Origin of the sequence: Abyssibius alkaniclasticus (assembly GCF_020447305.1) — a bacterium.
GTDB classification, from domain to species: Bacteria; Pseudomonadota; Alphaproteobacteria; order Rhodobacterales; family Rhodobacteraceae; genus Abyssibius; species Abyssibius alkaniclasticus.
In genome coordinates, this window is record NZ_CP095732.1 from 2,886,554 (window position 1) to 2,911,629 (window position 25,076).

At 62.2% G+C, this 25,076-nt stretch carries 26 protein-coding genes and 2 tRNA genes; 7 read left to right on the forward strand and 21 right to left on the reverse strand.

Annotated features, from left to right (window positions below):
- Positions 1-70 precede the first annotated feature (70 nt).
- Positions 71-1,291: a bifunctional alpha/beta hydrolase/OsmC family protein gene (locus LGT41_RS14360; protein ID WP_274127604.1), complete on the forward strand. Its 1,221-nt coding sequence runs from the start codon at positions 71-73 to the stop codon at positions 1,289-1,291.
- Positions 1,292-1,398: 107 nt separating this feature from the next.
- On the opposite strand, the gene LGT41_RS14365 is transcribed toward LGT41_RS14360, so the two are convergent.
- The 8 genes from LGT41_RS14365 to LGT41_RS14400 form a co-directional block, all read right to left on the reverse strand.
- Complete coding sequence (locus LGT41_RS14365) at positions 1,399-2,883, reverse strand: ABC transporter substrate-binding protein (RefSeq protein WP_274127605.1); 1,485 nt, start codon at positions 2,881-2,883, stop codon at positions 1,399-1,401.
- Positions 2,884-2,895: 12 nt separating this feature from the next.
- Positions 2,896-4,212 carry an acetylornithine deacetylase/succinyl-diaminopimelate desuccinylase family protein gene (locus tag LGT41_RS14370; protein WP_274127606.1) on the reverse strand — a complete coding sequence of 439 codons (1,317 nt, stop codon included), beginning with the start codon at positions 4,210-4,212 and terminating at the stop codon, positions 2,896-2,898.
- A 151-nt stretch (positions 4,213-4,363) separates the two neighbouring features.
- The gene (locus LGT41_RS14375) at positions 4,364-5,104 is read right to left on the reverse strand and encodes an ATP-binding cassette domain-containing protein (protein ID WP_274127607.1); all 741 of its coding nucleotides are present in this window, start codon (positions 5,102-5,104) and stop codon (positions 4,364-4,366) included.
- Positions 5,101-6,312, reverse strand: coding sequence for an alanine racemase (locus LGT41_RS14380; protein WP_274127608.1), 1,212 nt, complete (start codon positions 6,310-6,312; stop codon positions 5,101-5,103). Before LGT41_RS14380 ends, LGT41_RS14375 begins: the two co-directional genes overlap by 4 nt.
- Before the next feature lie 15 nt (positions 6,313-6,327).
- The gene (locus LGT41_RS14385) at positions 6,328-7,281 is read right to left on the reverse strand and encodes an ABC transporter permease (RefSeq protein ID WP_274127609.1); all 954 of its coding nucleotides are present in this window, start codon (positions 7,279-7,281) and stop codon (positions 6,328-6,330) included.
- 62 nt (positions 7,282-7,343) lie between these two features.
- A complete protein-coding gene (locus tag LGT41_RS14390; protein ID WP_274127610.1) occupies positions 7,344-8,390 on the reverse strand; it encodes a substrate-binding domain-containing protein in 1,047 nt (348 codons plus the stop codon).
- The gene (locus tag LGT41_RS14395; RefSeq protein WP_274127611.1) at positions 8,387-9,655 is read right to left on the reverse strand and encodes a M20 family metallopeptidase; all 1,269 of its coding nucleotides are present in this window, start codon (positions 9,653-9,655) and stop codon (positions 8,387-8,389) included. Before LGT41_RS14395 ends, LGT41_RS14390 begins: the two co-directional genes overlap by 4 nt.
- On the reverse strand, positions 9,652-10,866 hold the full coding sequence (locus tag LGT41_RS14400) for an ROK family transcriptional regulator (RefSeq protein ID WP_274127612.1): 1,215 nt from the start codon (positions 10,864-10,866) through the stop codon (positions 9,652-9,654). Before LGT41_RS14400 ends, LGT41_RS14395 begins: the two co-directional genes overlap by 4 nt.
- A gap of 215 nt (positions 10,867-11,081) precedes the next feature.
- Here LGT41_RS14400 and LGT41_RS14405 point away from each other — a divergent pair, with 215 nt between their 5' ends.
- Genes LGT41_RS14405 through LGT41_RS14425 form a run of 5 tightly spaced genes read left to right on the forward strand, consistent with a single transcriptional unit; the run spans position 11,082 to position 15,037 of the window.
- Positions 11,082-11,861: an ABC transporter ATP-binding protein gene (locus LGT41_RS14405; protein ID WP_274127613.1), complete on the forward strand. Its 780-nt coding sequence runs from the start codon at positions 11,082-11,084 to the stop codon at positions 11,859-11,861.
- 19 nt (positions 11,862-11,880) lie between these two features.
- Positions 11,881-12,651 carry a transporter substrate-binding domain-containing protein gene (locus LGT41_RS14410; RefSeq protein ID WP_274127614.1) on the forward strand — a complete coding sequence of 257 codons (771 nt, stop codon included), beginning with the start codon at positions 11,881-11,883 and terminating at the stop codon, positions 12,649-12,651.
- Positions 12,652-12,662: 11 nt separating this feature from the next.
- Positions 12,663-13,415, forward strand: a complete 753-nt coding sequence (locus LGT41_RS14415; RefSeq protein WP_274127615.1) for an ABC transporter permease — start codon at positions 12,663-12,665, stop codon at positions 13,413-13,415.
- Positions 13,412-14,188 carry an ABC transporter permease gene (locus LGT41_RS14420; RefSeq protein ID WP_274127616.1) on the forward strand — a complete coding sequence of 259 codons (777 nt, stop codon included), beginning with the start codon at positions 13,412-13,414 and terminating at the stop codon, positions 14,186-14,188. The genes LGT41_RS14415 and LGT41_RS14420 overlap by 4 nt, the downstream gene beginning before the upstream one ends.
- A 60-nt stretch (positions 14,189-14,248) precedes the next feature.
- Positions 14,249-15,037 (forward strand): dimethylarginine dimethylaminohydrolase family protein, encoded by a 789-nt coding sequence (locus LGT41_RS14425; protein ID WP_274127617.1) that lies wholly within the window; start codon positions 14,249-14,251, stop codon positions 15,035-15,037.
- 30 nt (positions 15,038-15,067) lie between these two features.
- Here the strand turns inward: LGT41_RS14425 and LGT41_RS14430 are convergent.
- The 12 genes from LGT41_RS14430 to LGT41_RS14485 form a co-directional block, all read right to left on the reverse strand.
- Positions 15,068-15,142: transfer RNA gene (locus LGT41_RS14430), tRNA-Phe, on the reverse strand.
- Positions 15,143-15,267: 125 nt separating this feature from the next.
- Entirely contained in the window at positions 15,268-15,435 is a 168-nt protein-coding gene (locus tag LGT41_RS14435; protein WP_274127618.1) for a DNA gyrase inhibitor YacG, read from the reverse strand.
- Entirely contained in the window at positions 15,432-16,481 is a 1,050-nt protein-coding gene (locus tag LGT41_RS14440) for a ribonuclease E/G (RefSeq protein ID WP_274127619.1), read from the reverse strand. Before LGT41_RS14440 ends, LGT41_RS14435 begins: the two co-directional genes overlap by 4 nt.
- Complete coding sequence (locus LGT41_RS14445; protein ID WP_274127620.1) at positions 16,478-17,047, reverse strand: Maf family protein; 570 nt, start codon at positions 17,045-17,047, stop codon at positions 16,478-16,480. The genes LGT41_RS14440 and LGT41_RS14445 overlap by 4 nt, the downstream gene beginning before the upstream one ends.
- Positions 17,047-17,265 (reverse strand): translation initiation factor IF-1, encoded by a 219-nt coding sequence (gene infA / locus LGT41_RS14450; protein WP_274127621.1) that lies wholly within the window; start codon positions 17,263-17,265, stop codon positions 17,047-17,049. The genes LGT41_RS14445 and infA overlap by 1 nt, the downstream gene beginning before the upstream one ends.
- Before the next feature lie 126 nt (positions 17,266-17,391).
- Positions 17,392-18,633: a DUF3754 domain-containing protein gene (locus tag LGT41_RS14455; protein ID WP_274127622.1), complete on the reverse strand. Its 1,242-nt coding sequence runs from the start codon at positions 18,631-18,633 to the stop codon at positions 17,392-17,394.
- 48 nt (positions 18,634-18,681) lie between these two features.
- Positions 18,682-19,146 (reverse strand): arsenate-mycothiol transferase ArsC, encoded by a 465-nt coding sequence (locus LGT41_RS14460; protein WP_274127623.1) that lies wholly within the window; start codon positions 19,144-19,146, stop codon positions 18,682-18,684.
- 3 nt (positions 19,147-19,149) lie between these two features.
- Entirely contained in the window at positions 19,150-19,638 is a 489-nt protein-coding gene (locus LGT41_RS14465) for a UPF0262 family protein (RefSeq protein WP_274127624.1), read from the reverse strand.
- Positions 19,631-20,944, reverse strand: a complete 1,314-nt coding sequence (gene hisD, locus LGT41_RS14470) for a histidinol dehydrogenase (protein WP_274127625.1) — start codon at positions 20,942-20,944, stop codon at positions 19,631-19,633. Before hisD ends, LGT41_RS14465 begins: the two co-directional genes overlap by 8 nt.
- A 22-nt stretch (positions 20,945-20,966) precedes the next feature.
- A complete protein-coding gene (locus tag LGT41_RS14475; protein ID WP_274127626.1) occupies positions 20,967-21,440 on the reverse strand; it encodes a DUF2948 family protein in 474 nt (157 codons plus the stop codon).
- Positions 21,437-22,708, reverse strand: coding sequence for a UDP-N-acetylglucosamine 1-carboxyvinyltransferase (gene murA, locus LGT41_RS14480; protein WP_274127627.1), 1,272 nt, complete (start codon positions 22,706-22,708; stop codon positions 21,437-21,439). Before murA ends, LGT41_RS14475 begins: the two co-directional genes overlap by 4 nt.
- Positions 22,708-22,881: a hypothetical protein gene (locus LGT41_RS14485; RefSeq protein WP_274127628.1), complete on the reverse strand. Its 174-nt coding sequence runs from the start codon at positions 22,879-22,881 to the stop codon at positions 22,708-22,710. Before LGT41_RS14485 ends, murA begins: the two co-directional genes overlap by 1 nt.
- Positions 22,882-23,048: 167 nt before the next feature.
- Between LGT41_RS14485 and LGT41_RS14490 the strand changes: the two genes are divergently transcribed.
- Positions 23,049-23,123 (forward strand) — tRNA-Thr (locus LGT41_RS14490).
- 50 nt (positions 23,124-23,173) lie between these two features.
- On the opposite strand, the gene LGT41_RS14495 is transcribed toward LGT41_RS14490, so the two are convergent.
- Complete coding sequence (locus tag LGT41_RS14495; RefSeq protein ID WP_274127629.1) at positions 23,174-25,075, reverse strand: acyl-CoA synthetase; 1,902 nt, start codon at positions 25,073-25,075, stop codon at positions 23,174-23,176.
- Position 25,076: the final 1 nt, after the last annotated feature.

Below are 25,076 nucleotides of genomic sequence, written 5' to 3' on the forward strand. Positions count from 1 at the left end.
TGCGCACCCTTTTTGCACCCGTGGCCAATCCGCGCTAGGCTGCCCCTGTGCCCAGAAAACAGGAGGCCCTATGCCCAGCCAGAAAATCACCTTTCCCGGCCATTCCGGTGAAATGCTCGCCGCGCGGCTTGATACGCCCGACGGGCCGCTGCGCGCCTGTGCGATTTTTGCGCATTGCTTTACCTGCTCCAAGGACATTGCCGCCGCGCGGCAGATCTCCGGCCATCTGGCCGCACAGGGCATTGCGGTGTTGCGGTTCGACTTTACCGGGCTTGGCCATTCGGATGGCGAGTTCGGCAATACCGATTTCAGCTCCAACATCGAAGATCTGGTTGCGGCGGCGGCGTTTCTGGAAGCCGAACATGGCGCGCCGCAACTGCTGATCGGCCATTCGCTGGGTGGGGCGGCGGTAATTCGCGCGGCCACGCGCCTGCCCCTGGTGCGCGCCGTGGCCACAATCGGCGCCCCCGCCGACCCGGCGCATGTGACCAACAATTTCGGCGCGGCGCTGGACAAAATCCGCGATCAGGGCGCGGCCGAAGTCTCATTGGGCGGGCGGAATTTTACCATACGCAAGGCATTTCTGGACGATATTTCGGGCCATGACATTGCCGAGGCTTTGGGGAATTTCGGCAAGCGCGCGCTTTTGGTGCTGCACGCACCGCTGGATGCGGTTGTGGGGATCGAAAATGCCGCGGAAATTTTTCTGGCCGCCAAACACCCCAAAAGCTTTGTAACCCTCGACACGGCCGACCATCTGGTCAGCCAGCAGGCCGATGCCACCTATGCCGCCGAGCTGATCTCAACCTGGTCGCGGCGCTATCTGGCGCTTGCCCCCTGCCCCGTGCCCGAAGATGCGCCCGAAGGCGTGGTGCGGGTGCGCGAGGCCGATGCCGCGGGGTTTTTGCAGGATATCATCATCAACGCCCGCCACGAGCTGCGCGCCGACGAGCCGAAGGATTTTGGCGGCACCGATCTGGGGCCATCGCCTTACCAGCTTGTTTCAGCCGGGCTTGGCGCCTGCACATCCATGACCATGCGCATGTATGCGCGGCGCAAGAAAATGCCGCTGGAGCATGTGGTGGTGGATGTGACGCATAACAAACAACATGCCGATGAGGCGGAAAAATCCGGTGGCAAGGTTGATGTGTTTCGCCGCGAAATCCGCATGGAGGGCGATTTGAGCGCCGAGGATCGCGCAAAGCTGATGGAAATTGCCGATAAATGCCCGGTGCATAAGACCTTGCACCAAAGCGCGGAGATTGTGAGCGTTGAGATGGGCGGCGCGTAAAAAAAAGGTGCGCAATAAATACGCACCTTACATTTTCATAAACCCGTAGGGTGCGCATTCATTGCGCACCACTTTGGTCGCATTCATTGCGCACCTTTTTGAGGCGCTTACTCTTCCCAATAGACCCCGGTCAGGTCTATCGCCTGTGTGGGCGCGTTTTCCCACAGCCCGCGGATGCGCGCATCGGCCACGCCGGTCTTGGCAAGCTGGAACAGGTAGCCGTTGACATAATCGGCGGCGATGATTTCCTGGGCCTGCTGCAAAATCGCCGACCGTTTGGCCGGGTCTGTCGTGGCGTTCAATGTCTCCATCAGCGCCTGGAAATCCGGGTTGTCATACTGGAAATAGTAATCCGGATTGGCATAGATGCCGATATCCATCGGCTCGGTATGGGACACGATTGTCAGGCCGAAATCCTTGCCGTTGAACACCTCTTCCAGCCATTGCGCCCATTCCAGATTGGTGATTTCGGTCTGGATGCCAACCTCGCGCAGCTGAGACGCGATAATCTCGCCCCCCCGGCGCGCATAAGATGGCGGCGGCAGCTTCAACGTGGTGGTAAACCCATCGGGCAAGCCCGCCTCGGCCAAAAGCGCGCGGGCGCGCTCGGGGTCATAATTCGACATGCCGGTCAGGTCGACATAATCGGGGTTGTGCGGGGCGAAATGTGTGCCGATCGGCGTGCCATAGCCAAACATCGCCCCATCAATGATGGCCTGACGGTCTATCGCATGTGCAATCGCCTCGCGCACCAGCACATTGTCCAGCGGGGGCTGGGCGTTGTTCATGGCCAGAATGGTTTCCCCCTCGGTTGAGCCGACGATGACCGAAAAGCGCGGGTCGGCAGCGAATTGCGCCAGGTTCTCGGGGGCCGGAAAAACCGGAAACGCATCGATATCGCCAGCCATGAGTGCGGCATAGGCGGCGCTCGGGTCAGAGATGTATTTGATTGTCGCGCTCTCCAGCATTGCCGGTGTGCCCCAGTAATTCGGGTTGCGGTTAAGCGTGATCTGATCGCCCTGCACCCAGTTGCCGAACACAAAGGCACCGGTGCCGTTCGGCGCGGTCTTGAGCTGGTCTTCCGTGGCTTCCTCGGGCAGGATGACCGCATCGCCCCAGGCCATGTTGAACAGGAAGGCGCCGGTTGGCTGGCTCAGCGTGACCTGCACGGTCAGTTCATCCAGCGCCTCGACGCTTGCAATGGCGGCAAACAGGCCCTTTTGCGCATTGGTGCTGTCTTCGGCGCGCGCGCGGTCGAGCGAAAAGACCACATCGGCGGCGTTCATGTCGCTGCCATCATGAAACTTGACGCCCTGGCGCAGATAAAAGGTATAGCCAAGCCCGTCTTCGGAAATATCCCAGCGTTCGGCAAGGCCGGGAATGACGGAACCATCGGCGGCAAAACGGGTAAGCCCCTCGTAGATGTTGGAATAAACCACGTTGTCAATGGCCGCGGCGGCACCGCCTGTCGGGTCCAGATGCGGGGGTTCGAGCTGGCCGCCCACGGTGATTGTGGTTCTTTGCGCCCAAGCCGCGCCCGCGCCAAGCGCCAGCATACTGGCCGCCACCAGCGGCAGAAATTTCTGAAACATCACGTCCTCCTGTCAGGTGCGGGCGGGCCCGCTGTTATCGTCAAGGGTCTCGCCCGCCAGCAGATGCGCCAGGCTCAGCCCCATGACTTTGGCCGAGTCGATCATATCATCAACCCCGACATATTCATCGGGCTGATGCGCAAGGTCGAGGATTCCCGGCCCGTAGGCAATACAGTTTTTCATGCGGCCAATCCGGTCAATATGCTTTTGATCATAGGTGCCGGGGGAGACAACGTAATCGGGCGCACGCCCCAGAACCGCGCCAATCGCGCTGGCCACCGAGGTGACAACCGGCGCCTTCTGGTCGGTCATGGAGGGCAGAACATGGTGCATTTCGCGCAGATCATAGCGGAAATTTGGGCGGGTCTTGCGCAAATTTTCGAGCAGGTCGCGAATTTCACCCTCTACATCGGCCAGATTCTCCTCCATCAGGAAACGCCGGTCCAGCACCATGCGCGCGGAATCCGGCACGCAGGGGCTGGGCAGGCCGGTGAAATCGGCCGCACCCTCGCTTTGCCCGCCATGCAGCGAGTTGATGTTGAGCGTGGACTGGCGCGCCCCTTCGGGCACCACCGGCATTTCGGTCTGGCGCGCGGCCAAGGCGGGGTAAAGGCTGGCTTCCATTTCGGCAATGACCGCGCCCATATGGCGCACGGCGCAATCACCCAGAAACGGCATGGAGCCGTGGGCGATGCGGCCATGCGTTTCCAGCGCGCCCCACCACACACCGCGATGGCCAAGGCAGATCCGGTCTTTGTTGAGCGGTTCGGGGATGATGACATGCTGCACGCGTTCGGGGCTGAAATAGCCGCGTTCCGCCAGCCAGGCAACACCGCCATAGCCGCCCGATTCCTCGTCCCCCGTGCCGGAAATTTCGATCGCGCCCTCAAAATCCGGCCAGACCTCGATGAAGGTTTCAGCGGCGATGATGCTGGCGGCAAGCCCGCCTTTCATATCGCAAGCACCGCGCCCGTAGACCTTGCCATCGATCAGCGCACCGCCGAACGGGTCCAGGCTCCAGCCCTGGCCGACATCGACCACGTCGATATGGCTGTTGAAATGCACACAGGCACCGGGCCTGGCCCCGTCGCGCCGCGCAATGATGTTCCAGCGCGGGTAACGTTCAGAATCGCCCGGCGTGCCGATGGCGCGCAAAAGCTCGGTCTCAAAGCCGCTTGCCTTCAGCCGCCTGTCCAGAAACGCGCAGATATCGCGGTAATTCTCGCCCGGCGGGTTGAGCGTGGGAATGCGGATCAGATCGCCCGTCAGGGCAACAAGCTCGTCGCGCTTGGCACAGATGCGGGACAGAAATTCGGCTTGCTTGTTCATCGCCCCATGCAGCCCGAAAGCTGGGGCGGCGTCAATAGGGTTGCGGCATTAAGCCTGCACATCTGCCCGGCGGAAGGCCAGGCCACCCCCGCGGCCACCCCCGGGGCCGCCCCTTCCCGCCGGTCAGGGCTGATCTGCCGCTTTTGGCAGATCAGGACACGCCGGTGATCATCGACACGATTTCATTCTTGTCGGTTTTGGCGGTTTCGCGCACGCCGATCTGCGCACCGCGCCGCAGCACGCAAATTCTGTCGGACAAACGAAAGACCTGATCGAGGCTGTGGCTGATGATGAGTATCGCAAGGTTCTTGGCGCGCAGGCTGGCGATGAGCGCCTCGACCTTGGCGGTTTCAGCCACACCAAGGGCCGCGGTTGGCTCATCGAGCAGGATGAGCTTACTGGCCCAATGGGTGGCGCGGGCAATGGCAATGCCCTGACGTTGCCCGCCGCTAAGCGCCGAGATCGTGGAACTTGCGGATGGAATGCGCACATCCAGCTCGTCGACCAGTTCCTGTGATTGGCGGCGCATCCGTGCCTTGTCGAGCAGGCCGAAGGGCGGTTTTGTAAGCTCGCGGCCCAGAAACATGTTCATGTAAACCGGCTGCTGGTCGGCCAAAGCCAGATCCTGATACACAACCTCGATTCCGCGCGCGCGGGCCTGGCTGGCATCGCTGAAGGATGCGGGCGCATTGTCCAGGCTGATCGTGCCCGAGGTCGGGGTGTAAACGCCCGAGATGATTTTGATGAGCGTCGATTTGCCAGCGCCATTATCGCCCACGAGCGCCACAATTTCGCCGGCACGCAGATCGAGCGAGAAATTCTGTATGGCCACGATGCCGCCAAAGGATTTGTGGATATTCTGAAGCGACAGGACAGGATGATCGGTGGTCATGAGCGCGCCCTTTCCGGCCAGTCTATGGCCTGTCCGAAGATGTTTTCAATGGAGGTGACGCGCGGCGCACCCTGTGCCACGCCCGCAACCCCGACAATGCTGGCGCGCGTAACAAAGGCCTGGCCGCGAAAACCGAAAATCACGGTATCGCCGGTTTTGGGTTTCACGGGGCCGGTCGCGTCGATCATCGCATAGTAATCTATCGCCGAATAATCGGGGATTTCGACATTGGCCAGCGCATTGGCGCCAGAGGTCGGCGTGGCGCCGACAAGCGCCTTGACCTGATATTTCGGGAAAACCGGGTCAATATACAGCCCGCCGCCAAAGCAATAGGCCGAATCGCCATGCCGGTGCGAAACCTCGGACAGGTATAGCACGGCCGGGTCTTCGGGCAGGTCCTGAACCGCGTGGAGCGGCGTTGTGCCATGCAGCGCATTGCCCGGTTCGCACTGGGTGGCACCGGCATCGGCCAGCGCGTCGAGCATGACGGTGGAATTTGTGCCCGGTGCGTTGATCTCGATATTGCTGCGGCCGGATCTGGCCAAAGCCTCGGCGGCGCGCGCCAATGTGGCCAGGTTCGGCGTGGGCCTGACCTTGCGGCTTTCCAGGTCAAAGAGCAGCGCAGGAAAGGTGGTGATGCCCGCAAACACCGCGCCGTCAAGCGCGTCGAGCCGGTCGGCAACGGCGCAAATCTCATCGGCTTCAAACCCGCCCTCATGGCCGCGATAGAATGTATCGCCCGCCGTTTGAATGCGCGCCAGCAGGTTCTGGACACGTCCGGCTTTGGCTGCGGCGCGCGCGGCTTCGGCTGCCTTTTCGGGGCTGAACACGGTCCAGAAATCCGGCTTCAGGGTTGCGGCGGCAAAATCGGCATCGCGCTGGGGCACCTGCACCAGATGGCCCAGATGGCCGGTTTTCAGCCCGGCAGTATGGCAGGCCGTCGCGCAATCCATGTCAACGGCCACGGCACGGTTGATGCCACCGCGCAAAACTGCCGCGCAAAAGCCGGAATGGCGGCCGACCTGCTTGGTCATGGCGAAGGCTTTCAGGCCCAGCGCGCTGGCCGCCTTTGAAAACAGCCGCGCGTTGCGTTCGACCGCATCCAGATCCAGCACATAGGCATTGGCGGGAATTTTGCCAGCCTGGTGCAGCGCCATCGCGGCTTCGATAAAGCGCGGATTGCGGCGCATCAACACATCGAGAAACATGGTTTGCCCTTTCCTTTAACGGCTGGGGTCGCGCAGCGACACGGCAACGGCAAGCAGGATGATCAGCCCGCGCACGATCATCTGGTCAGACACGGCGAGGTTCATCAGGATCAGCCCGTTATTGAGCATCCCCATCAGCAAAGAGCCGACGAGCGCCCCGATGACAGAGCCCTTGCCGCCATTGAGCAGAGTGCCCCCCACGATCACGGCCGCGATCACGGTCATCAGATCGCTTTCGCCAAGCGTATATTTGGCAGCCTGCAAACGGCCCGCATAAAGCAGCCCGGCAAGCCCGGCACAGCCGCCGCAAAGTGTAAGCACATAAAAGCGCACACGCGGCACCCTGATGCCCGAAACCTGCGCAGCGCGCGGATTGTCGCCCGTGGCCACGACATGCGCGCCGAATTTCGTATGCTTGTAGACCAGATGCCCGATGGCCACGCCGATCACCGTCCAGAACACCAGCGAGGGCACGGAGAACAGCTTGCCCGAGCCGAAAATGCCGGTGAAACTGTCGTTTACAACGGGGATGGACCGCAGATTGGTCATGGAGCGTGCGATACCCGCAAACAGGCCCATCGTGGCAAGGGTTACAAGGAATGACGGCAGCTTGAAATAGGCGACCAGCACCCCGTTGAGCGCGCCGATCAGCAGGCCGGCGCCCAGGCCCGCAGCCACGCCCACCACCATTGGGTAGCTTTGCAGCGTAACGGCGGCCGTCAGTGCCGCAACCGCGACGATCGAGCCGAAGCTCAGGTCGATCTCGCCCGCCGACAGCGCAAAGACCAGACCGATGGCCATGATTGTGGCCGGTGCGGTTTGCAGCACGATATTTGTCAGGTTGCGCTGGGTCAGGAACCCGTCATCGCGCAAGGTGGCGGCGAAGAACAGAAAGATCGCCAGAAACCCGACATAGACAACCAGTTGCTGGACATCCAGGCCGAACAGCCGTGATTTGAGTCGCTCCATTTCGGGCTTCCTTTGAAAGTTTGCGCGGGCGGCAGTCGCGCCCGCGCCTGGGTTGATCCGGCTTAGCGCAGGCTTGCAGGGGCTTCGATATTCAGCGAGCGCATCCAGGCCTCGCTTACATTTTCAGCCGTCGCCGTTACCGCCGGGGCAACGATGAAGGGCGGGATATCCTGGTCGAGCAGGTCAAGAATGGCGGCTGCGGCCATCGCGCGGCCAAGCTCGTAGGCTTCATCGGCCACGATTGCGACGACATTGCCGCCATTGACCATATCCAGCGCAATCGGCTCGGACAGGTCGAGCGTGACGATTTTGGTGGTGGTGTTGTCATTGGCGCGCAGCGCGGCCAGAACACCCTCGGCCGGGCCAGCCCATGTGACATAGATGCCGCCGATATCGGGGTTGCGCAGCAGCATGGCATTGGCGATTTCCTCGGCGCGGGCCGGGTCGGAAATGCCCTGTTCGGCAACAATCGTCATATTCGGATAGTCGTTCTCGATTGTCGTGCGAAAGGCGTTGTCGCGCTGGTTGGTTACGTAATATTCGGCATCATGGTAGATCCAGCCAACCGTGCCCTCACCCCCCATAGCGGCGGCCAGCGCATCGGCGGCCTGCTTGCCCATCTGGAACAGATCATCGGTCACGATGGCCGCATAGTCGTCGGGGTGGGTATAGCCGGCGGGGAGGTTGGACAGAAAGACCAGCTTCACGCCCATGTCGCGCGCCTCGGCAAAGGCGGCAGCCGATGTAACCGGGTCGAGCGGCAACGACAGGATGATGCTGGGAGATTTGGCCAGAGCGGTTTCGATGTCGCTGCGCTGCTGGGCCGCGTCAAAGGCGGCGCTGGTCGTGGCCACAACCTCTATGCCGAAGCGCGCAAACTCGGCGGTTGCACCGGCGCTGACCGCGTTCACAAAATCGGACTGGTCATGCCAGAGCAGGGCCGCGGTATAGCCACCGGCGCGCACGGCGTCGGCGCTGGCTTCGGGCACGACAATGGCCGAGGTCGGCGTTGCGGTTTCGCCCTGCGGGCCCACGGTTTGGGCAAGGGCGGGAAGGCTGGCAAGCGCGATGGCCGCGCCAGACACAAGGGTTTTGAGCATCGGATTCATTGGGGTTCTCCTGTTGGGTTGCTATTTTCAGTGCCGCAGTAACGCATCATGAACAGCGCAAAGGCCCGGATAGCGGCAAGGTAGTCATCCAGCTTCACGCGCTCTTCAAAAGTATGGGCAACGCTTATGTCACCCGGTGCGCAATAGACTGCCGGGCAGCCTATTTCGTTGACAAGAAACGGGGTTTCAGACCAGTAGGGCGCACCGCCTATGGCACCGCCCGTGCCCCCGGCTTCGGCCACACTGCCCGCCAGCAATTGCGCCGCCGGGTGTCGCGGGTCAATCTCTATGGGCGAGCCGCCGAACCTGTGGTCACGCCCTGCCGGATAGCTGATCTTGAGCGAAATGCCCGGTTCCAGCGGGGCGGAATGCACCGCCGCCTCAAAAGCGGCAACCGCATCATCGAGGCCCTCGCTCGGGCAAAGCTTGCGGATCAGCGATAGCGAGCATTCGCCCGGCACGGCAATATAGCCGCCGCCGTTGAGTGCGGTGACAAGAATGTTCGATGCCCCCAGAAGCGGGTGCTGCGGCCCTGCGGCAAGTTCAGCACCATGCGCCCAGATCGCGCCAAGAATGGCATATGTGGCCCTGAGCGCATCGACCCCGTCTTCGGGCGTGCCGAAATAGGCCGATTTGCCAATGACAGCGATATCGGCAATGAAAAAGCCGATCTGCGCGGTATAGACATTCAGCTTGGTCGGCTCGACATAAACCGCAAAATCCGGTCTGGCGATCTGGCCGCGCGCCACGCGCTGCACCATGTCCCTGGCACCGGCGCTTACGCCTGTGCCGGGCTCGCCGCTTTCCTCATCACCGATGAAGGCAAAGGAAATATCGCCGTTCAGCGCAATACCTAGCCTGCCAAGCAGACGATAGGCGGCAAGTGCGGCGCAGATACCGGCCTTCAGATCACAAGCGCCGCGCCCCCAGATTTCGCCATCCATCAGCATGGCGGCAAAGGGGTTTTCGCGGGCATCGCCCTTCCAATGCTCGGCCCAGCCGCGCACATGCACAGTGTCGGTATGGCCGACAAACATCAGGCTCTGGCCCGCGCCCGCCCCCGGTTTGCGGCCCCAGACATTGCTGCGACCGGGCAAAAATTCGGCCATGTCGGCGGTCAGGCCCAGATCTTTCATTGTGTCGTGCAAAAAGCGGGCAAAGCCAGACTCGTTGCCGGTTATGCTTTCAACGCCAATGGCGGCGCGCAGCAGGGCAAGATCGGCCTGAACATCCTGCGCGGCCAGGAGTTGCGACGCAAGGGTCATGCGACATCCTCCTGATATGAGGCGAGCTTCGGGGGCGGCACGGTAATTTCCGCCCCCGGCAAACCTTGCGAAAAGAGCGCGACATGCAGGCGCGACAGCGCAATCGACGCGCCACCGGCCAGAGCGGCATGATCACCCAGCACCGAGGCCTCGACCGGGACCGGGCGGGCAAAACAGCGCTGGATTTCGGGGATGATCATGCGCATCAGCTCATCACGCGCACCGATCGAACCGCCGATAACAACACAAGCCGGGTCGACCACCGCCGCAATTGCGGCTATGGCGCGGGCAATATAGCTGGCCGCGCGTTCAAGCACCTGCACCGCCGCCGCGCTGCCGGCAGTGGCGGCATCAAAGATTTCCGGCACGCTTGCCACCTGACCGGTCAGTGCCGCATAATGCCCGACAATGGCGCTTGTCGCCGACATCCGCTCCAGCGCGCCGACCTTCAGGCTTTCCGGCTCGAACGGATCGGCGCCAAGCGGCAGATAGCCAACCTCGCCCGCCGCGCCATTTGCGCCGCGCACAAGTTGGCCGCCAATCACCAGACCCGCGCCGATGCCGGTGCCGATGGACAGATAAACCAGATCATCACGCTCGCCCTGATGGGTCATCCAATGTTCGCCCAGAGCGGCAAGGTTCACGTCATTCTCGACCAGCACTTCAACCCCAAGGCGGGCTTGCAGCAATGCGGGGAAGTCGATGCTGTCAATGCCCGAAATATTTGGCGCAAGCCGGATGTTGCCGGTCGCCGCCTCAAGCACGCCCGGCACACCCACCACGGCAACACGTATTTTTTCGGCCGGGATATCGGCCTGTCTGGCGGCCTGTGCGATCAGCGCGGCGATCTGGCTGATCACCTCGACCCCGCCTGCCCGGCTTGTCGGCTCCGTCGCTTCAGACACGACAGCGCCCGAAAGATTGCACAGCGCGGCCCGCACCTTGGTGCCGCCCAGATCGACACTGGCAACCATTGCCGCATCGGGCACGATTTCATAAACCACGGCGCGCCGGCCGATATTGCCCTCGGTGCGGCCCACGGTTTGCACCCAGCCATCTTGTTCGAGGCTGGAAACGACTTCCGAAACGGTCTGTTTTGACAACCCGGTCATCTTGGCCACGCTGGCGCGCGACACCGGCCCATAGGTCGTAATCGCCTGCACAACAGCACTGAGCGTAATGCGCCGCGAAATGTTTGATGGGTCAGCCATGCGGTGTCCTACTTTGTTCGTCTAGTGACCGAACTAACTATGGACTCCCGATTGAGTCAAGGAAAATTGCAACCCACCGGCAAAAAGCCCCGGGCCGCCATGCAAAACGACGAAACTTATGGCATGACATCGCCGCGCGAAAAGTGTTCACTTGGGGTGTCGGGCGCGCAGAGTGCCAGACTCGCAGACACAACGCAGACAGGAATTGCCCAGGGATGGATGGCAGGCAGACCGGCCGCGCAGACGAGATCGCCATTGAGGTGCGTGACTTGCACAAGTCTTTCGGCCAGCTCGAAGTGCTGAAAGGCGTAAGCCTGACCGCCAGGCGTGGCGATGTCATTGCCATTATCGGCGGCAGCGGCTCGGGCAAATCGACCATGCTGCGCTGTATGAATTTCCTTGAAAAACCCGCATCTGGCGAGATTATCGTTGGCGGTGAGACCGTCAAGATGCGCCCCGATGGCAGCCCCGCCGATCGCCGCCAGATCGAGCGGATCCGCACGAAACTGGCGATGGTGTTCCAAAGCTTCAACCTGTGGTCCAACCGCACCCTGCTTGAAAATGTCATCGAAGTGCCCGTGCATGTGCTGAAAGTGCCGCGCGCCGAGGCGATCAGACAGGCCCGCGCGTTGCTTGCGCGCGTCGGGCTGGCCGAGAAGGAAAGCACCTATCCGCTGTTCCTGTCGGGCGGGCAGCAGCAGCGCGCCGCCATTGCGCGGGCACTGGCGGTCAACCCCGATGTGATGCTGTTTGACGAGCCGACCAGCGCGCTTGACCCGGAGCTGGTAAGCGAGGTTTTACAGGTGATCAAAGACCTGGCCGCCGAAGGGCGCACGATGATCATCGTCACCCACGAAATGAGTTTTGCGCGCGATGTCGCGTCAAATGTCCTCTTTCTGTATCAGGGGCAGATCGAGGAGCAGGGCCCGCCCGAACAGGTTTTGGGCAACCCGCAAACCGACAGGCTGAAAAAATTCCTGCAATCCGTCACCTAACCCAACACGAGGTCTTAACATGAATATCAAATCCATAATGCTTGGCTGTGCCACCGCGCTGGTCGCAATGGCGGGCATCGCCCAGGCGCAAACCGTGCGCATTGGCATTGCCGCCGAACCCTACCCGCCCTTCGCCGCCCCCACCGCAAGCGGTGAATGGGAAGGCTGGGAGGTTGAGATAATCGGCGCTGTATGTGCCGCCGCCGAACTGGACTGCGAGATTGTGCCCGTGGCCTGGGACGGGATCATCCCCTCGCTGACCGGCAACCAGATCGATGCGATCATGGCGTCGATGTCGATTACCGATGAACGGCTGCAAACCATCGATTTCAGCGACCCGTATTACAACACGCCTTCGGTGATCGTGGCTGAAAAAGGTGCCGATTTCGCGCCGACACCCGAAGGTCTGGCCGGAAAAATCCTTGGGGTTCAGGCCTCGACCACGCATCAATCCTATGCGCAGGCCTATTTCACCGATGCCGAGATTCGCGTTTATCAAACCCAGGATGAGGCCAACCAGGACCTGTTTGCCGGTCGCATCGATGCAACCCAGGCCGACAGCCTTGCAATGGCCGATTTCATCGCCTCGGACATGGGCGATTGCTGCGCAATCCTTGGCCCTGTCGCCAATGACGAGGCGATTCTCGGCCTTGGCATTGGCGCCGGTGTGCGCAAGGGCGATTCTGAATTGCTGGCCGCGCTGAATGCGGGCATTGCCGCCATCATCGCCGATGGCACGCATGAGGAAATTACCGCGCGCTACTTCACCACAAGCATTCTGGCCAATTAAGGGGCCGCTGCTTGGAGGCCCTGATTGAATGGCTAGGCCTGGGCGACAGCATTGCCCTGCTGTCGCTCTCCTCCCCCGGCTGGGGGATGAACCTGTTGCGCGGGCTGGCAAATTCGCTGCAAATCGCGCTGGGGGCCTTTGGCTTTGGCCTGATCATCGGGCTGTTCGGGGCTTATGGAAAACTTTATGGCGGGCCGATCACGCGCGATCTGCTCGCCATTTACACCACTGTTGTGCGGGCCGTGCCCGAACTGGTGCTGATTCTCATTCTGTATTTCATTGGAACCGACCTGATCAACCAGCTTGCGCTGGCCTGGGGCTATGGGCGGGTTGAAATCAGCGGCGTGGCGGCGGGCATCTGGGTGCTGGGCATTGTGCAGGGCGCCTATGCAACCGAAATTCTGCGTGGCGCCATGCTGGCCGTGCCACCGGGGCAAATCGAGGCGGCGCGCGCCTATGGGATGCGCCCGTTTCTGGCCATGCGCCGCGTGACCCTGCCGCTGATGATGGCCTTCGCCATTCCGGGCCTAGCCAACCTGTGGCTGATTGCCACGAAAGACACGGCACTTCTGGCCGTTGTCGGCTTTAGCGAATTGACGCTTGAAACCAGGCAGGCGGCCAGCAGCACCCGCGCCTATTTCACCTTCTTTCTGGCGGCGGGCGGGCTGTATCTGGTGGTCACGCTGCTCTCGGCGCTGTTTTTCGGGCGGATCGAAAAATGGGCGCGGCGCGGCCAGCCTTCTATGAAGGGGGGCGGCGCATGATGAAGCTGCGCGCCTTTTTCCTGCCGCACCGGCTGGTCATGCTGGTGCTGTTCGCCGCCCTTGTCGTGTGGTGCGCCGTGGCGCTGAACTGGACATGGCTGCCCAAATACCTGCCACTGGCCGTTCAGGGCATCTGGACAACGCTGCTGCTGCTGGTTTCAACCGTGGTGCTTGGGTTTCTGCTGGCCGTGCCGCTTGGCCTCGCACAGGCGGTGGGGCCGTGGTATCTGGCCTGGCCCGCGCGGCTGTTTTGCACCATCATCCGCGGCACGCCGCTTTTGCTGCAAATCTGGCTGCTCTATTACGGGCTCGGCTCGGTCTTTCCCTATATCGACGGGATCCGCGACAGCGTGTTCTGGCCCTACCTGCGCGCCGCATGGCCCTATGCGGTTCTGGCGCTGACCCTGTCTTTTGCGGGCTATGAGGGCGAGGTGATGCGCGGCGCCTTCCTGAGCGTGCGCAAGGGCGAGCTGGAGGCGGCCCGTGCCTTCGGGATGCCGCGCTTCATGATCTTCCGCCGCATCTGGCTGCCGCTGGCGGTGCACAACGTGCTGCCCACGCTGGGCGGTGAGACGATTTTGCAGCTCAAAGCCACCCCGCTTGTGGCGACGATCACGGTCGTCGAAATCTTCTCGGTCTCTTCGCGCGTGCGGCAGGATACGTTCATCATTTACGAACCCCTGCTGCTGCTGGCCGTGGTCTATATGCTTATCGCCGGGGTGATTGCGCTGGCCTTCAAGCTGGTGGAAAACCGCGTGCCCAGCCAGCGTTAGCGCAATTGTGTCGCGCCGCTTTAGCCTGTAGCCTTCACCCAGTTTCAACGGAGCCAGCCCATGCCGCATTCATCGTATAAATTCACCCATGCCCTGTGCCGCCAGCCCGGCAAAAGCGTGGCCCACGGGCTGCGCGCGGTAGATGGTGGCGACCCGGTTGCACAGGCCTTTCTGGACGAGCATTCCGCCTATGTGGCCGCCTTGCGCGCCACGGGGGCCACCGTGGTGGTAGAGCCCGCACAGGAAGACTTTCCCGACAGCGTCTTCGTGGAAGACCCGGCTTTGTGCATCATGGGCAAGGCGATCATCCTGCGCCCCGGTGCGCCCAGCCGCTTTGGCGAGCGTGACGGCGCACGCGCGGCTTTGGCGCGCATTCTGGGGCCGGACAACATAATCGACCTGCCCGAGGGCGGCCTGGTGGATGGCGGCGATATTCTGGTTTCCGGCCACGAGGTTCTGGTCGGCCTGTCGGCGCGGACAAACCAAGCGGGTGTCGATCTGCTGCGCGGAATTGTCGAACCGCTTGGCCTTGCGCTGCGCGTGGTCAACACGCCCGCCCATATCCTGCATTTCAAAACCGGCTGCGCGATATTGGATGATACCACCATCTTCGCGGTGCAGGATCTGGCCGGATGCTTCCCCGGCTACCGCACCATCACCTGCCCCGCGGGCGAAGAGCCCGCCGCCAACCTGATCCGCTTCAACGACAAGGTGTTCTGCGCCAAAGGCTTCCCAAAAACCAGGGCGCTGCTGGAAACCGAGGGTTACAACGTGGCCACCCTCAGCGTGACCGAGGCCGCCAAGGTCGATGGCGGCCTGTCCTGCATGTCGCTGCGGTTTTCGGTATAGGCGGGCGCGTTGCCGCAAACATCTGGAAAATGGTGCCCGGGGGCGGATTTGAACCACCGACACGAGGATTTTCAGTCCACTGCTCTACCCCTGAGCTACCCGGGCACGGGAAGGCTGATCGCCTTGGGTGTGGGGGTTTTAGGGGAGATGTTGCGCGCTGTCCAGAGTCAAAAAGCTAAATATCGCAGCCAATTTCGCGGGTGGTGAAACAGGCGGTTCGGGTGGTGGTGTCAGGTCTCGGTCGTGCCGCTTTCCGCGTCATCCTCCGCCTCTTCGGCGGGCACGGGAATGGTGTAGGATTCGTTGAACCAGCGACCGAGATCGACATCGGCGCAGCGGCGCGAGCAGAAGGGGCGATAGGCGGCATCGGCCGGTTTCTTGCAGATCGGGCAGGTCATAGAAGCTCGGCCAGCGGGCGGCGGTCGCGCTTTCTTTGCACCTCGCAATGGCCCAGCGGGGTCCATCCGGCGATATGGCTTTCGGTGCCCTCGTTGCGCAGCGACGCGGTCAGCGATTGTTCGATGATGGCACGGTCGCGCTTCGGGCCGGGGGCGAAGTCGATCACGATCTGCCCGCCAAGCCCGCGCAACCGCAACTGGCGCGGCAGGGCGCGGGCGGCGGCGATATTGGCCTTGAGGGCGGCGGCGGGGGTAAAATCGCCCGCGGTATTCACATCGACCGCGACCAGCGCGCGGGTGGCCTCGATGCTCATCCAGGCGCTGTTGCCAAGCGCGACGCGCGGCGATTTCAGCGCCTCGATCGCCTCCCAAACATTATGGGCGGCAAAGGCGCCTTCGTGATCGGCCACAATGTCAGGGTCGGGGCTGGACCAGTCGCGCCAGGCCAGATGGCCGGCGCTTGGCGCATCGACCAGCAGCGCGGTGCCTTTGGCTTTTTCTTCGGCCAGCACCGCCACGGCCAGGTCGCGCATTTCGGCAATATCGGCGGCAATCTCGTCGGGCTCAGCCTCCAGACAGGCCGAACGCAGAATGAGACCAAGCCCATCATCAACCCCCTGCATCGCGGCGCTGGCGATATCGCCCAACTGGCTGCGGGCATCGGACTCGGTGATCGAGCGCGCGATGTTCAGGCCCGGCTTGCCCGGCGTCACAATCGCATAGCGGCTTTTGAACAGAATGCGGCGGGTTACGGGTGTAGCCTTGCCCGGCTCGGCAGTGGAACTGACTTGAACCAAAAGATGAGCGCCGGGCGCAATCCCCTTGGTTTCTTTCAGAAATCCGCTTTGGCCATCGGGCAGTTTGACCAATGCGCCATGCATCCCTTTTGGCGTGCGGTCCAGCACGGCGCGGTAAATGGCGCCGGGGCGCGGGGTCAGGTCATCTGGCTTTGCATCAACCAGCAGATCGTGCAATTCACCATCGAGCATGAGCGCGGCCATCTCGCGCCCTTCGCCACGTTCGATTGCTGCAACGCGCCCGATCATATATGCGCCCCCTGATAGCCAGCGCCGGCCAGCAGGCCCAGCGTTTCGGTGAGCGGCAGGCCGACCACGTTGGAATAACTGCCGTTGATGGCGGGAATGAACGCAGCCGCCAGCCCCTGAATGCCATACCCCCCCGACTTGCCGCGCCATTCATCGGAGCGGATATAGGCAGAGATTTCGGCATCGGACAGGCGCTTCATGCGCACCGAAGTTTCCACCGCGCGCTGCCAGATACGGCCAGCGGCCACAATGGCGACGCCGGTTGTCACCCTGTGGCGACGGCCCGACATAAGCTGCAAAAACGCCACCGCCTCGGCCGCTGTTGCGGGCTTGCCCAGAATGCGGCGGCCAACGGCAACGGTGGTATCGGCGGCAAGCACGATGGTGCCGTCGGCCGCAATCGCCTGCGCCTTGGCAAGTGACACCCGCGCCACATAGGGGCGCGGCAACTCGCCCGCCAGCGGGGTTTCGTCAATATCGGCGGGGCGCACGGCGTCGGGCACAATGCCGACCTGCGCCAGCAGTTCAAGGCGGCGCGGGCTGGCCGAAGCCAGAACCAGACGCATTACTTGAAGCGGTAGTTGATGCGGCCCTTGGTCAGGTCATAGGGGGTCATCTCGACCTGCACCTTGTCGCCTGCCAGCACGCGAATGCGGTTCTTGCGCATCTTGCCCGCAGTATGGGCAATGATGACATGGCCGTTCTCGAGCTCGACCCGGAACGTCGCGTTCGGCAAAAGCTCGGTCACGACACCTGGGAATTCGATAAGCTCTTCCTTGGCCATGTGGTCTCCGATTTTGTTACAATTGCCCCGTCTCGGGGCCGCCCAATCGGGCGCGCGCGGAAAATGGCCCCAAATGGCACAAAGTTCAAGTGAATTCGGCGGTTGCGGCTTTAATAGGCGGCAATGTTACACAAGTGGCCCCATACCCAGCCGATGTGCCTGATCATGCCATGCACGCGCGGCGCGGGCCAGAGCCTCGGCCAGCGGCACGGCAAGCAGCGCCGTATCGGGGCCGGAAACCAGCTTGAGCTTGCGGAGTTTTTGCACCGCATCGTCGATCTCAAAATCGATCGAGGTATCAAAATGCGCGGCGATCCAGTCTTCGACCAGCGCGTCAAGCGCGTGCGCGGATAGCGGCCCGTCACTGCGCGCCAGCATGATATAGGCAAGGAAAACCTCTTTGAGTTCAGCATCTTCCGCCGTTCCGACAAGGTAGTCAAAACAGCCCGCATTGGTGTTGAGCTTGTTGAAATAGGCGTTGTCGATCACCTGTTTCTGGTTGCGCAACGCGCGGCGGTCATAGCTTGTCCATTGCCGCATGAGAAAGCCGATCAGCCCGCCCAGCACCACGGCGGCGGCAATGGCTTTCTTGGAGGTATCTTCCTCGACCTGCCCCGAAATGCCCAGATAGGCGCCGCTGACCAGCAGCATGACCGACAGCGCCGGCACGACCTTGAGCAGCAGCGGAATGCCGGCAACAAGTGCCGGCACGCCCAGAAACATCCGGTCACGCCAGAGCATTGAAATGCGGGCATGGGGGATGAGGGTCATCAGATCGCCCTGCGGAATGTCGCGAAACAGCTTGAGATAAACCGCGCCGGGGCGCAGCCGCGCCGTGGTGACAAATTTGTCCTTCAGCCCATAGCTGGCGGTGGCGGCCAGCAGCACATGGTCATAGCCCAGCACCTCGATCTTGCGGCGAAACAGCGGCAGGCCCAGAAAACCCGGCGTGGTGATCTTGCGCATTCGCGCGCCGCGCGCATAAAAGCGGATGTCGCGAAACACGCCTTTGGGCAGGCTCACCTTCTGGCCAAGCCGCCCGGTATTGGGGTCGACCGTGCGCAGCTCTACCCGGCTGAGACGTTTGAAATTGGCGGCATCGAGCGTTTCTTCCAATTCGGCGCGCAGTCGGCGATAGGCGGCCGGGTCGGGCTGGACCATAGCGCCATAGCGCGAATCCGGGTCAAACGCCTCGTAGCTGGTTTTGAGTTGCTCTTGATGTTCGAAAAACTGCACATGGTAAAGCAGGCCCAGCCAATGCAGCAACCGGCGGCACTGCGCCCCTTCCTTGGGGTTTTCGCCAACGATTGCGGCAATCAGCTCGTGCTTGGCGATCGGGATGTAATGGTCAAGACTGCTGGCGTTCATCGCGCCAGAATGCCCGCAGCACCCCGCCCGCACAAGGGTGCGCGCCGCCTAATCGTTGGGCATATCCGCCGGGCCGAAGCGTTTCAGAATTTCGGCGATGATCTGGTCGCGTGTCTGGCGATAGACGGCCAGCTTGTCTTCGCGGGCCTTGCCAATATTTGTCGGGTCGAAAATGGGCCAGTATTCCACCGCCACGGCATGAATGCGGGTATATTCCAGCGCATGGCGCTGTGCGGCGGGTGACAGCGCGATGACAAGGTCATAGCTGTCGATATCATCGCCCCATTGCTCCATTTCCTCAAAGCTGCGCGAACGGTGCTGCTCCAGAAACACGCCGATTTCCTCGCATACCGCAATGGCAAAACCATCGACCTCCATATCATGATGCACGCCCGCGCTTTGCACATAGATCCGCTGGCCGTAGAATTTCTTCATGATCGCCTCGGCCATAGGCGAGCGGACCGCGTTATGATCGCAGGCAAACAGAACCGCGCTGATGGCGTGGCTGCTCATGCCTCAGCCCTTGAAGTGCAGAACGCAGATCAGCGTGAACAGGCGGCGGGCGGTTTCCATATCGGTGATGATCTTGCCTTCGAGCCGTTCCATCAGCACGCGGCTGCCTTCGTTATGGATGCCACGGCGGCCCATATCAATCGCCTCGATCTGGTTGGGCGGCAGGCGTTTCACGGCGTCATAATAGCTTTCGCAAATCTGGAAATAATCGCGGATGACCTGCCGCAACGGCGAGAGCGACAGATAGAACGCCGCCTGCTGGCTGCCATCTTCTGTAGCAACCTCGAAGGCCAGTCGCCCCTCGCGGATGGAGAGGGTCAGGCGGAACGGGCCAACTGGCCCCTCTGCCCCGTCGCGGCCCGGCAGGCCGAACAGATTGCGCTCCAAAAGGTCGAAAATGGCAATGCGCCGTTCTTGTTCGATTTCGGGCGTGGGGGCTGGCAGGCCGGACTCATCCAGCACCAGATCCATCAGGCGGTTTGTTTCAGTCATGCTGCCCCTCGTTCAAAACATTCAGCCGCGCGCGCACCGACAGGCCATGCGCCTCCAGCCCCTCGGAAATGGCCAGCGTTTCGGCACTTGGCCCGATTTCGCGCAACGCGGCGGGTGTCATCCGCGCCAGGGTTGTGCGTTTCATGAAATCCAGCACCGACAGGCCCGATGAAAACCGCGCCGAGCGGGCGGTCGGCAGCACGTGGTTCGGCCCGCCCACATAATCGCCAATCGCTTCGGGCGTGTAAGCCCCAAGGAAAATTGCGCCCGCATGGGTGGTTTTGGCGGCCAGTGCTTCGGGGTCGGCCACAAGCAATTCCAGATGTTCGGGCGCAATGCGGTTGGACAGGTCCGCCGCCTGATCAAGCGAGTCCACGGTGATGATCGCGCCATGATCGCGCCAGCTTGCCCCCGCCACCTTGCGGCGTTCGAGCGTTTCAAGCCGCGCATCGACCGCCGCCGCCACCGCCGCGCCAAATGCGGCATCGGTGGTGATGAGGATGCTTTGCGCGCTTTCGTCATGCTCGGCCTGGCTGAGCAGGTCGAGCGCCACCCAGTCGGGGTGATTGTCGCCATCGGCAATGACCAGAATTTCGCTTGGCCCGGCGATCATGTCAATGCCCACACGGCCAAAGACCCGGCGCTTGGCCGCAGCCACATAGGCATTGCCGGGGCCGGTGATTTTATCAACCGGGGCAATGGTTTGGGTGCCATAGGCCAAGGCGGCAATCGCCTGCGCACCGCCTATGCGATAGACCGTTTCCACGCCGGAAAGCCGGGCGGCCAGCAACACCAGCGGGTTGACCTGCCCGCCGGGCGTGGGCGCGCAAATGACCAGGCGCTCGACCCCGGCCACCTGTGCGGGAATGGCGTTCATCAGCACGGAACTCGGATAGCTGGCCAGCCCGCCCGGCACATATAACCCGGCGGCCGACACGGCCGACCAGCGCCAGCCCAGCGTGGCGCCAGCCGCATCGGTCCAGCTTGCATCCTCGGGCCGCTGACGCGCGTGATAGGCGCGGATGCGCGATGCCGCAAGCTCCAGTGCTGCACGCTCGGGGGCCGGCACGCTGGCAATGGCGGCCTCCATTTCAGCCGCCGTAAAGGCCAGCGTTTCGGCGCGAAGCTGCAAGCGGTCGAATTTCGCGGTCAGCTCCAGCACGGCCGCATCGCCGCGCGCCTCGACATCGGCAAGAATGCCCGCGACCACGGCATCGACATCGGCCTCCTGCGCGCGCTTGGCGTTCAGAAAGGCGGTAAAACGTTGCGCGAAGTCGGGGTCGGCAGCGGAAAGGTGCAGCGGCATTGGCAGGGTTCCAGTTGCGGGGTCAGCCGTCGTGGTCGGGAAGGGATTTGGCTTTGTGCGGGCGGGCCACATCGGTCAGGGTCACATCGAGGCATTCGCAGTCCAGCGCGATGATGCCATCGCCCGACAGGATAAGCTGAAGCTGGCCTGCCCCCTCTGCGCCCGGTTGCCAGGTGATGTCGAGCAGCGCGAACACGGTATCCTTGCCGCTGGCCGCCAGATCATCGCTGCGCGCGGCAAGCACGCCGTCAAACACCAGCAGGCTGCGCACACGTTCAAAGCTGCGGCGGGCGCGTTTGGCGCGGGGGCTGTCCTCCCAGCGAAACCGGCTCAGCAGCAGCGCGAAGCGGTGGCGCTTCGGTTGCCAGCTGACTTCGGCAAGCTGTCCAACCGCGTCTTGCAACAGGGCGGCCATAACGGCCAGGTCATCCGGCGCTTCGGCGCGCAGCGCAAGCGGCTTTTCGGCACCGTCTTCAAATCGTGCGTCGTCGCTCATTGTGGCTCCTTTTCACGGGTGATCTGCGCACCGCAAGCCGAAAGCTTGGCTTCGACCCGCTCATAGCCCCGATCCAGATGGTAGACGCGGCTGACAATGGTGGTGCCTTCGGCCGCCAGCCCGGCAAGGATAAGGCTGACCGAGGCGCGCAGATCGGTCGCCATGACCGGCGCACCTTTCAGCCGGTCCACGCCCTTCACCGTGGCATGGCCGCCATGCACCTCGATATCGGCGCCCATGCGCATCAGTTCAGGCGCGTGCATGAAACGGTTCTCGAAAATCGTCTCCTCCAGCACCGAGGTGCCGTTGGCCGTGCAGAGCAGCGCCATCATCTGCGCCTGCAAATCGGTCGGGAAGCCGGGGAAAACCTCGGTTTTCACATCCACCGCCTGCACGCGACCATTGGCGCGGCGCACTTTCAGGCCCGCTTCGGTTTCGGTAATCTCGATGCCGGTGGCCTCCAGCTTGTCGGCAAAAGCACCCACCAGCGCGCGCCGCCCGCCCAGCAGCTCAACCTCGCCCCCCGCAATGGCCGGGGCCAGCATATAGGTGCCAAGCTCGATCCGGTCGGTCACAACCGGATGCGTGGCGCCGTGCAGCCGGTCGACGCCCTGAATGGTAATGGTGCTTGTCCCCTCGCCCTCGATCTGCGCACCCATTTTGCGCAGACAGGAAACCAGATCGACAATCTCCGGCTCGCGCGCGGCGTTTTGCAAAACGGTCGTGCCCTTGGCCAGCGTTGCGGCCATGACCACGTTTTCGGTGGCGCCGACAGAGGCAAAGCGCAAAGGAATGGTCGCGCCCTTCAGCCCGTTCGGGGCCTTGGCGTGCAGATAACCGTCTTTCAGCTCGATCACGGCGCCCAGCATTTCCAGCGCGTCGATATGAATATCCATCGGCCGCGCGCCAATCGCACAGCCGCCGGGCAGCGATACAATCGCATGGCCAAGCCGCGCCAGCATCGGGCCAAGCACAAGGTTGGAGGCGCGCATCTTGCGCACGATCTCGTAATCGGCGGTATGGTTGTGGATGTCATGGCTGGACAGCGCCAGCACCTTGCCATCTTGCAGGGACGAGACCTCGGCCCCAAGGCTGGAGAGCAGCGCCGACATGGTTTTGATGTCCGACAGGCGCGGCGCGTTGGTCAGCGTCAGCGGCTCATCGCTGAGCAGCGTGGCCGGCATCAGCGCAAGACAGGCATTCTTGGCCCCCGCAATGGGAATTTGGCCCGAAAGCTCTTTGCCGCCGGTGACTATGATTCGGTCCATCAGGTGTCATCTTTCTTTATAGGGTCATTCGGGGCGTCATCCGCGCTTTCCGCTTTGCGCGCACGCCCCTGTGCCTTGCGGCGGTGCAGGTTTGCGCGCAAGGCGGCGGCCAGCCGCGCTTCGCGGGCCGCTGCGGCATCATTCTGCCCCTGATCCGGTTTTTTGCTGCTCATGCCGCCCTTCTAGCGCAAGCCATTGGGATTGGTCCAGTCAAGCAAAGCAGATAAGGCACAAGACAGCCCATGCCTATAGGCAGGCGCGCGCTATCTGCACTTTTCCCCAAGGGCAGCCGATAAAAGCTCTTGCACTTGGCGGCGCATCCAGTAAAACGCGGCTCGATGCTGCCGTAGCTCAGGGGTAGAGCACTCCCTTGGTAAGGGAGAGGCCGAGAGTTCAAATCTCTCCGGCAGCACCAGTTCCGGACATTTGAAGCAGCCGGCCTTTTGGGGGCGTGTCTGGTTGCCTCTATCCGTCCTGCCATTCCCACGGGCGGGCGAAACTGCCCAGAACGGCTGTAACAGCCTCGTCGGTGACATCCTCGCCGGTGCGTGACAGGCGCGCGACGAGGCCGCGTTTCTTATCCTCGTAGACCTCGACCAGCCTGGCGTTGACACCGGCTTTTTCCAGCGCCCCGGCATAGATGCGGGCGATGGCGAGTTTGCGCAGTTCGTTCTTCAGCACCTTGCCCACGGCGGTTTTGGGCAGTTCGGGCAGTATTTCGACATGTTTCGGCACGGCGGCGCGCTCGTCGATATGTTTGGTGGCGAATTCCAGCAATTCAGCCTCGGTCACGGTTTTACCGGCAGCCAGTTCAACATAAACGCATGGAACCTCGCCCGAATGCGCGTCGGGCTGGCCGATTGCGCCGGACAGCGCCACACAATCATGCCCGGCAAGGGCTTCTTCAATCACCGCCGGGTCGATGTTATGGCCACCGCGAATGATCAGGTCTTTGGCGCGGCCGGTAATGAAGATGAACCCATCGGCATCGATGCGGCCCAGATCGCCGGTGCGCAAATGCGTGCCACCCGCAAACAGGCCTTTGTTCTTGTCGGCATCAAGATAGGTTGCACCCGCAATCACACCGGGGTTTTGCACACAAATCTCACCCACCTCGTCGGTGGCGCAGTCCTTGATGATGCTGCCATCGGGGGCGCAGTGCAGAATGCGCACATTTGAATAGGGAAAGGGCAGCCCGACCGAGCCGATTTTCGTTTCACCAAAAGCCGGGTTGATGGACACAAGGCAGGTCGCCTCGGTCATGCCATAGCCTTCGAGAATTTTGACGCCGGTGGTCTTTTCGAACTTGCGGAAAGATTCCACCGGCAGCGCGGCCGAACCACACAGCGCGTATTTCAGCCTGCTCACATCGGCATTGACCGGCACCTGCACCAGCTTGGCCACCGCCGTTGGCACCGTCACCATGAAGGTCACGCCATAGCGTTCCAGAAGCTTCCAGAAATTGTCATAAACCCCGTCGCCGCGATAGCCCGCTGGCGTGGGCATGACCATATGCGCGCCGGAACGCACGCAGGTCATCAATATCGGATAGGCGGCAAACACATGGAACATGGGCAGCGGGCAGAACATGACATCGTCTTCTGCGATGATCTGGTCTGTCGGGCACCAACCGTTATAGAGCATCCCCGAAAACCGGTGCTGCGCAACCTTCGGCATTCCGGTTGTGCCGCCGGTATGAAAATAGGCGGCAATGCGGTCGCTCAGGTTTTCCGCGAAGCTCAGTGTTTCGGGCTGGCGGGCGACCTCGGCCTCGAAACTGGCGATATTTGCTTTGTGTGTTACCTGAAGTTTTGGCCGTATAAGGCTGACAATCCACGATAAAGGCGGCTTTGCGTATCGCTTGAGATCCACCTGCAAAACGGTCTGCACATTGGGGGCAAGCGCCACGGCCGCATCCACCTTCTGGGCGACATCGGCCTTGGGGAACGGGGCCAGCGTGACCACGACCCTGGCCTTGGTTTCGCGCAGAATGGCGGCAATATGCTCGGGCGAAAGCGTGGGGTTGATCGGGTTCACAATGCCCGCCGTAGCCCCGCCCAGAAAGCTGAGAACCGCCTCGTTGCAATTGGGCAGAATATAGGCGACCACATCTTTTTCGCCCACGCCAAGGCTGCGAAACAGGTTGGCGGTCTGGGCAACCCTGGCTTTGAGCTGGGTCCAGTTCAGGGTTTCCGCCGGCTCCTTTGGGCCAGAGCGGAGCTGGAATGTCACCGCCGGGCGCGCGCCATGCGCGGCTTCGGTGCTGGTGATCTGTTCAAACAGCGTGCGCTCGCCCACACGTTCGGCATAGGTCTTTTCAGCCTCGACAGCGCGCACGTCGGCCATTGTGGAAATGTGGTTCTGCACC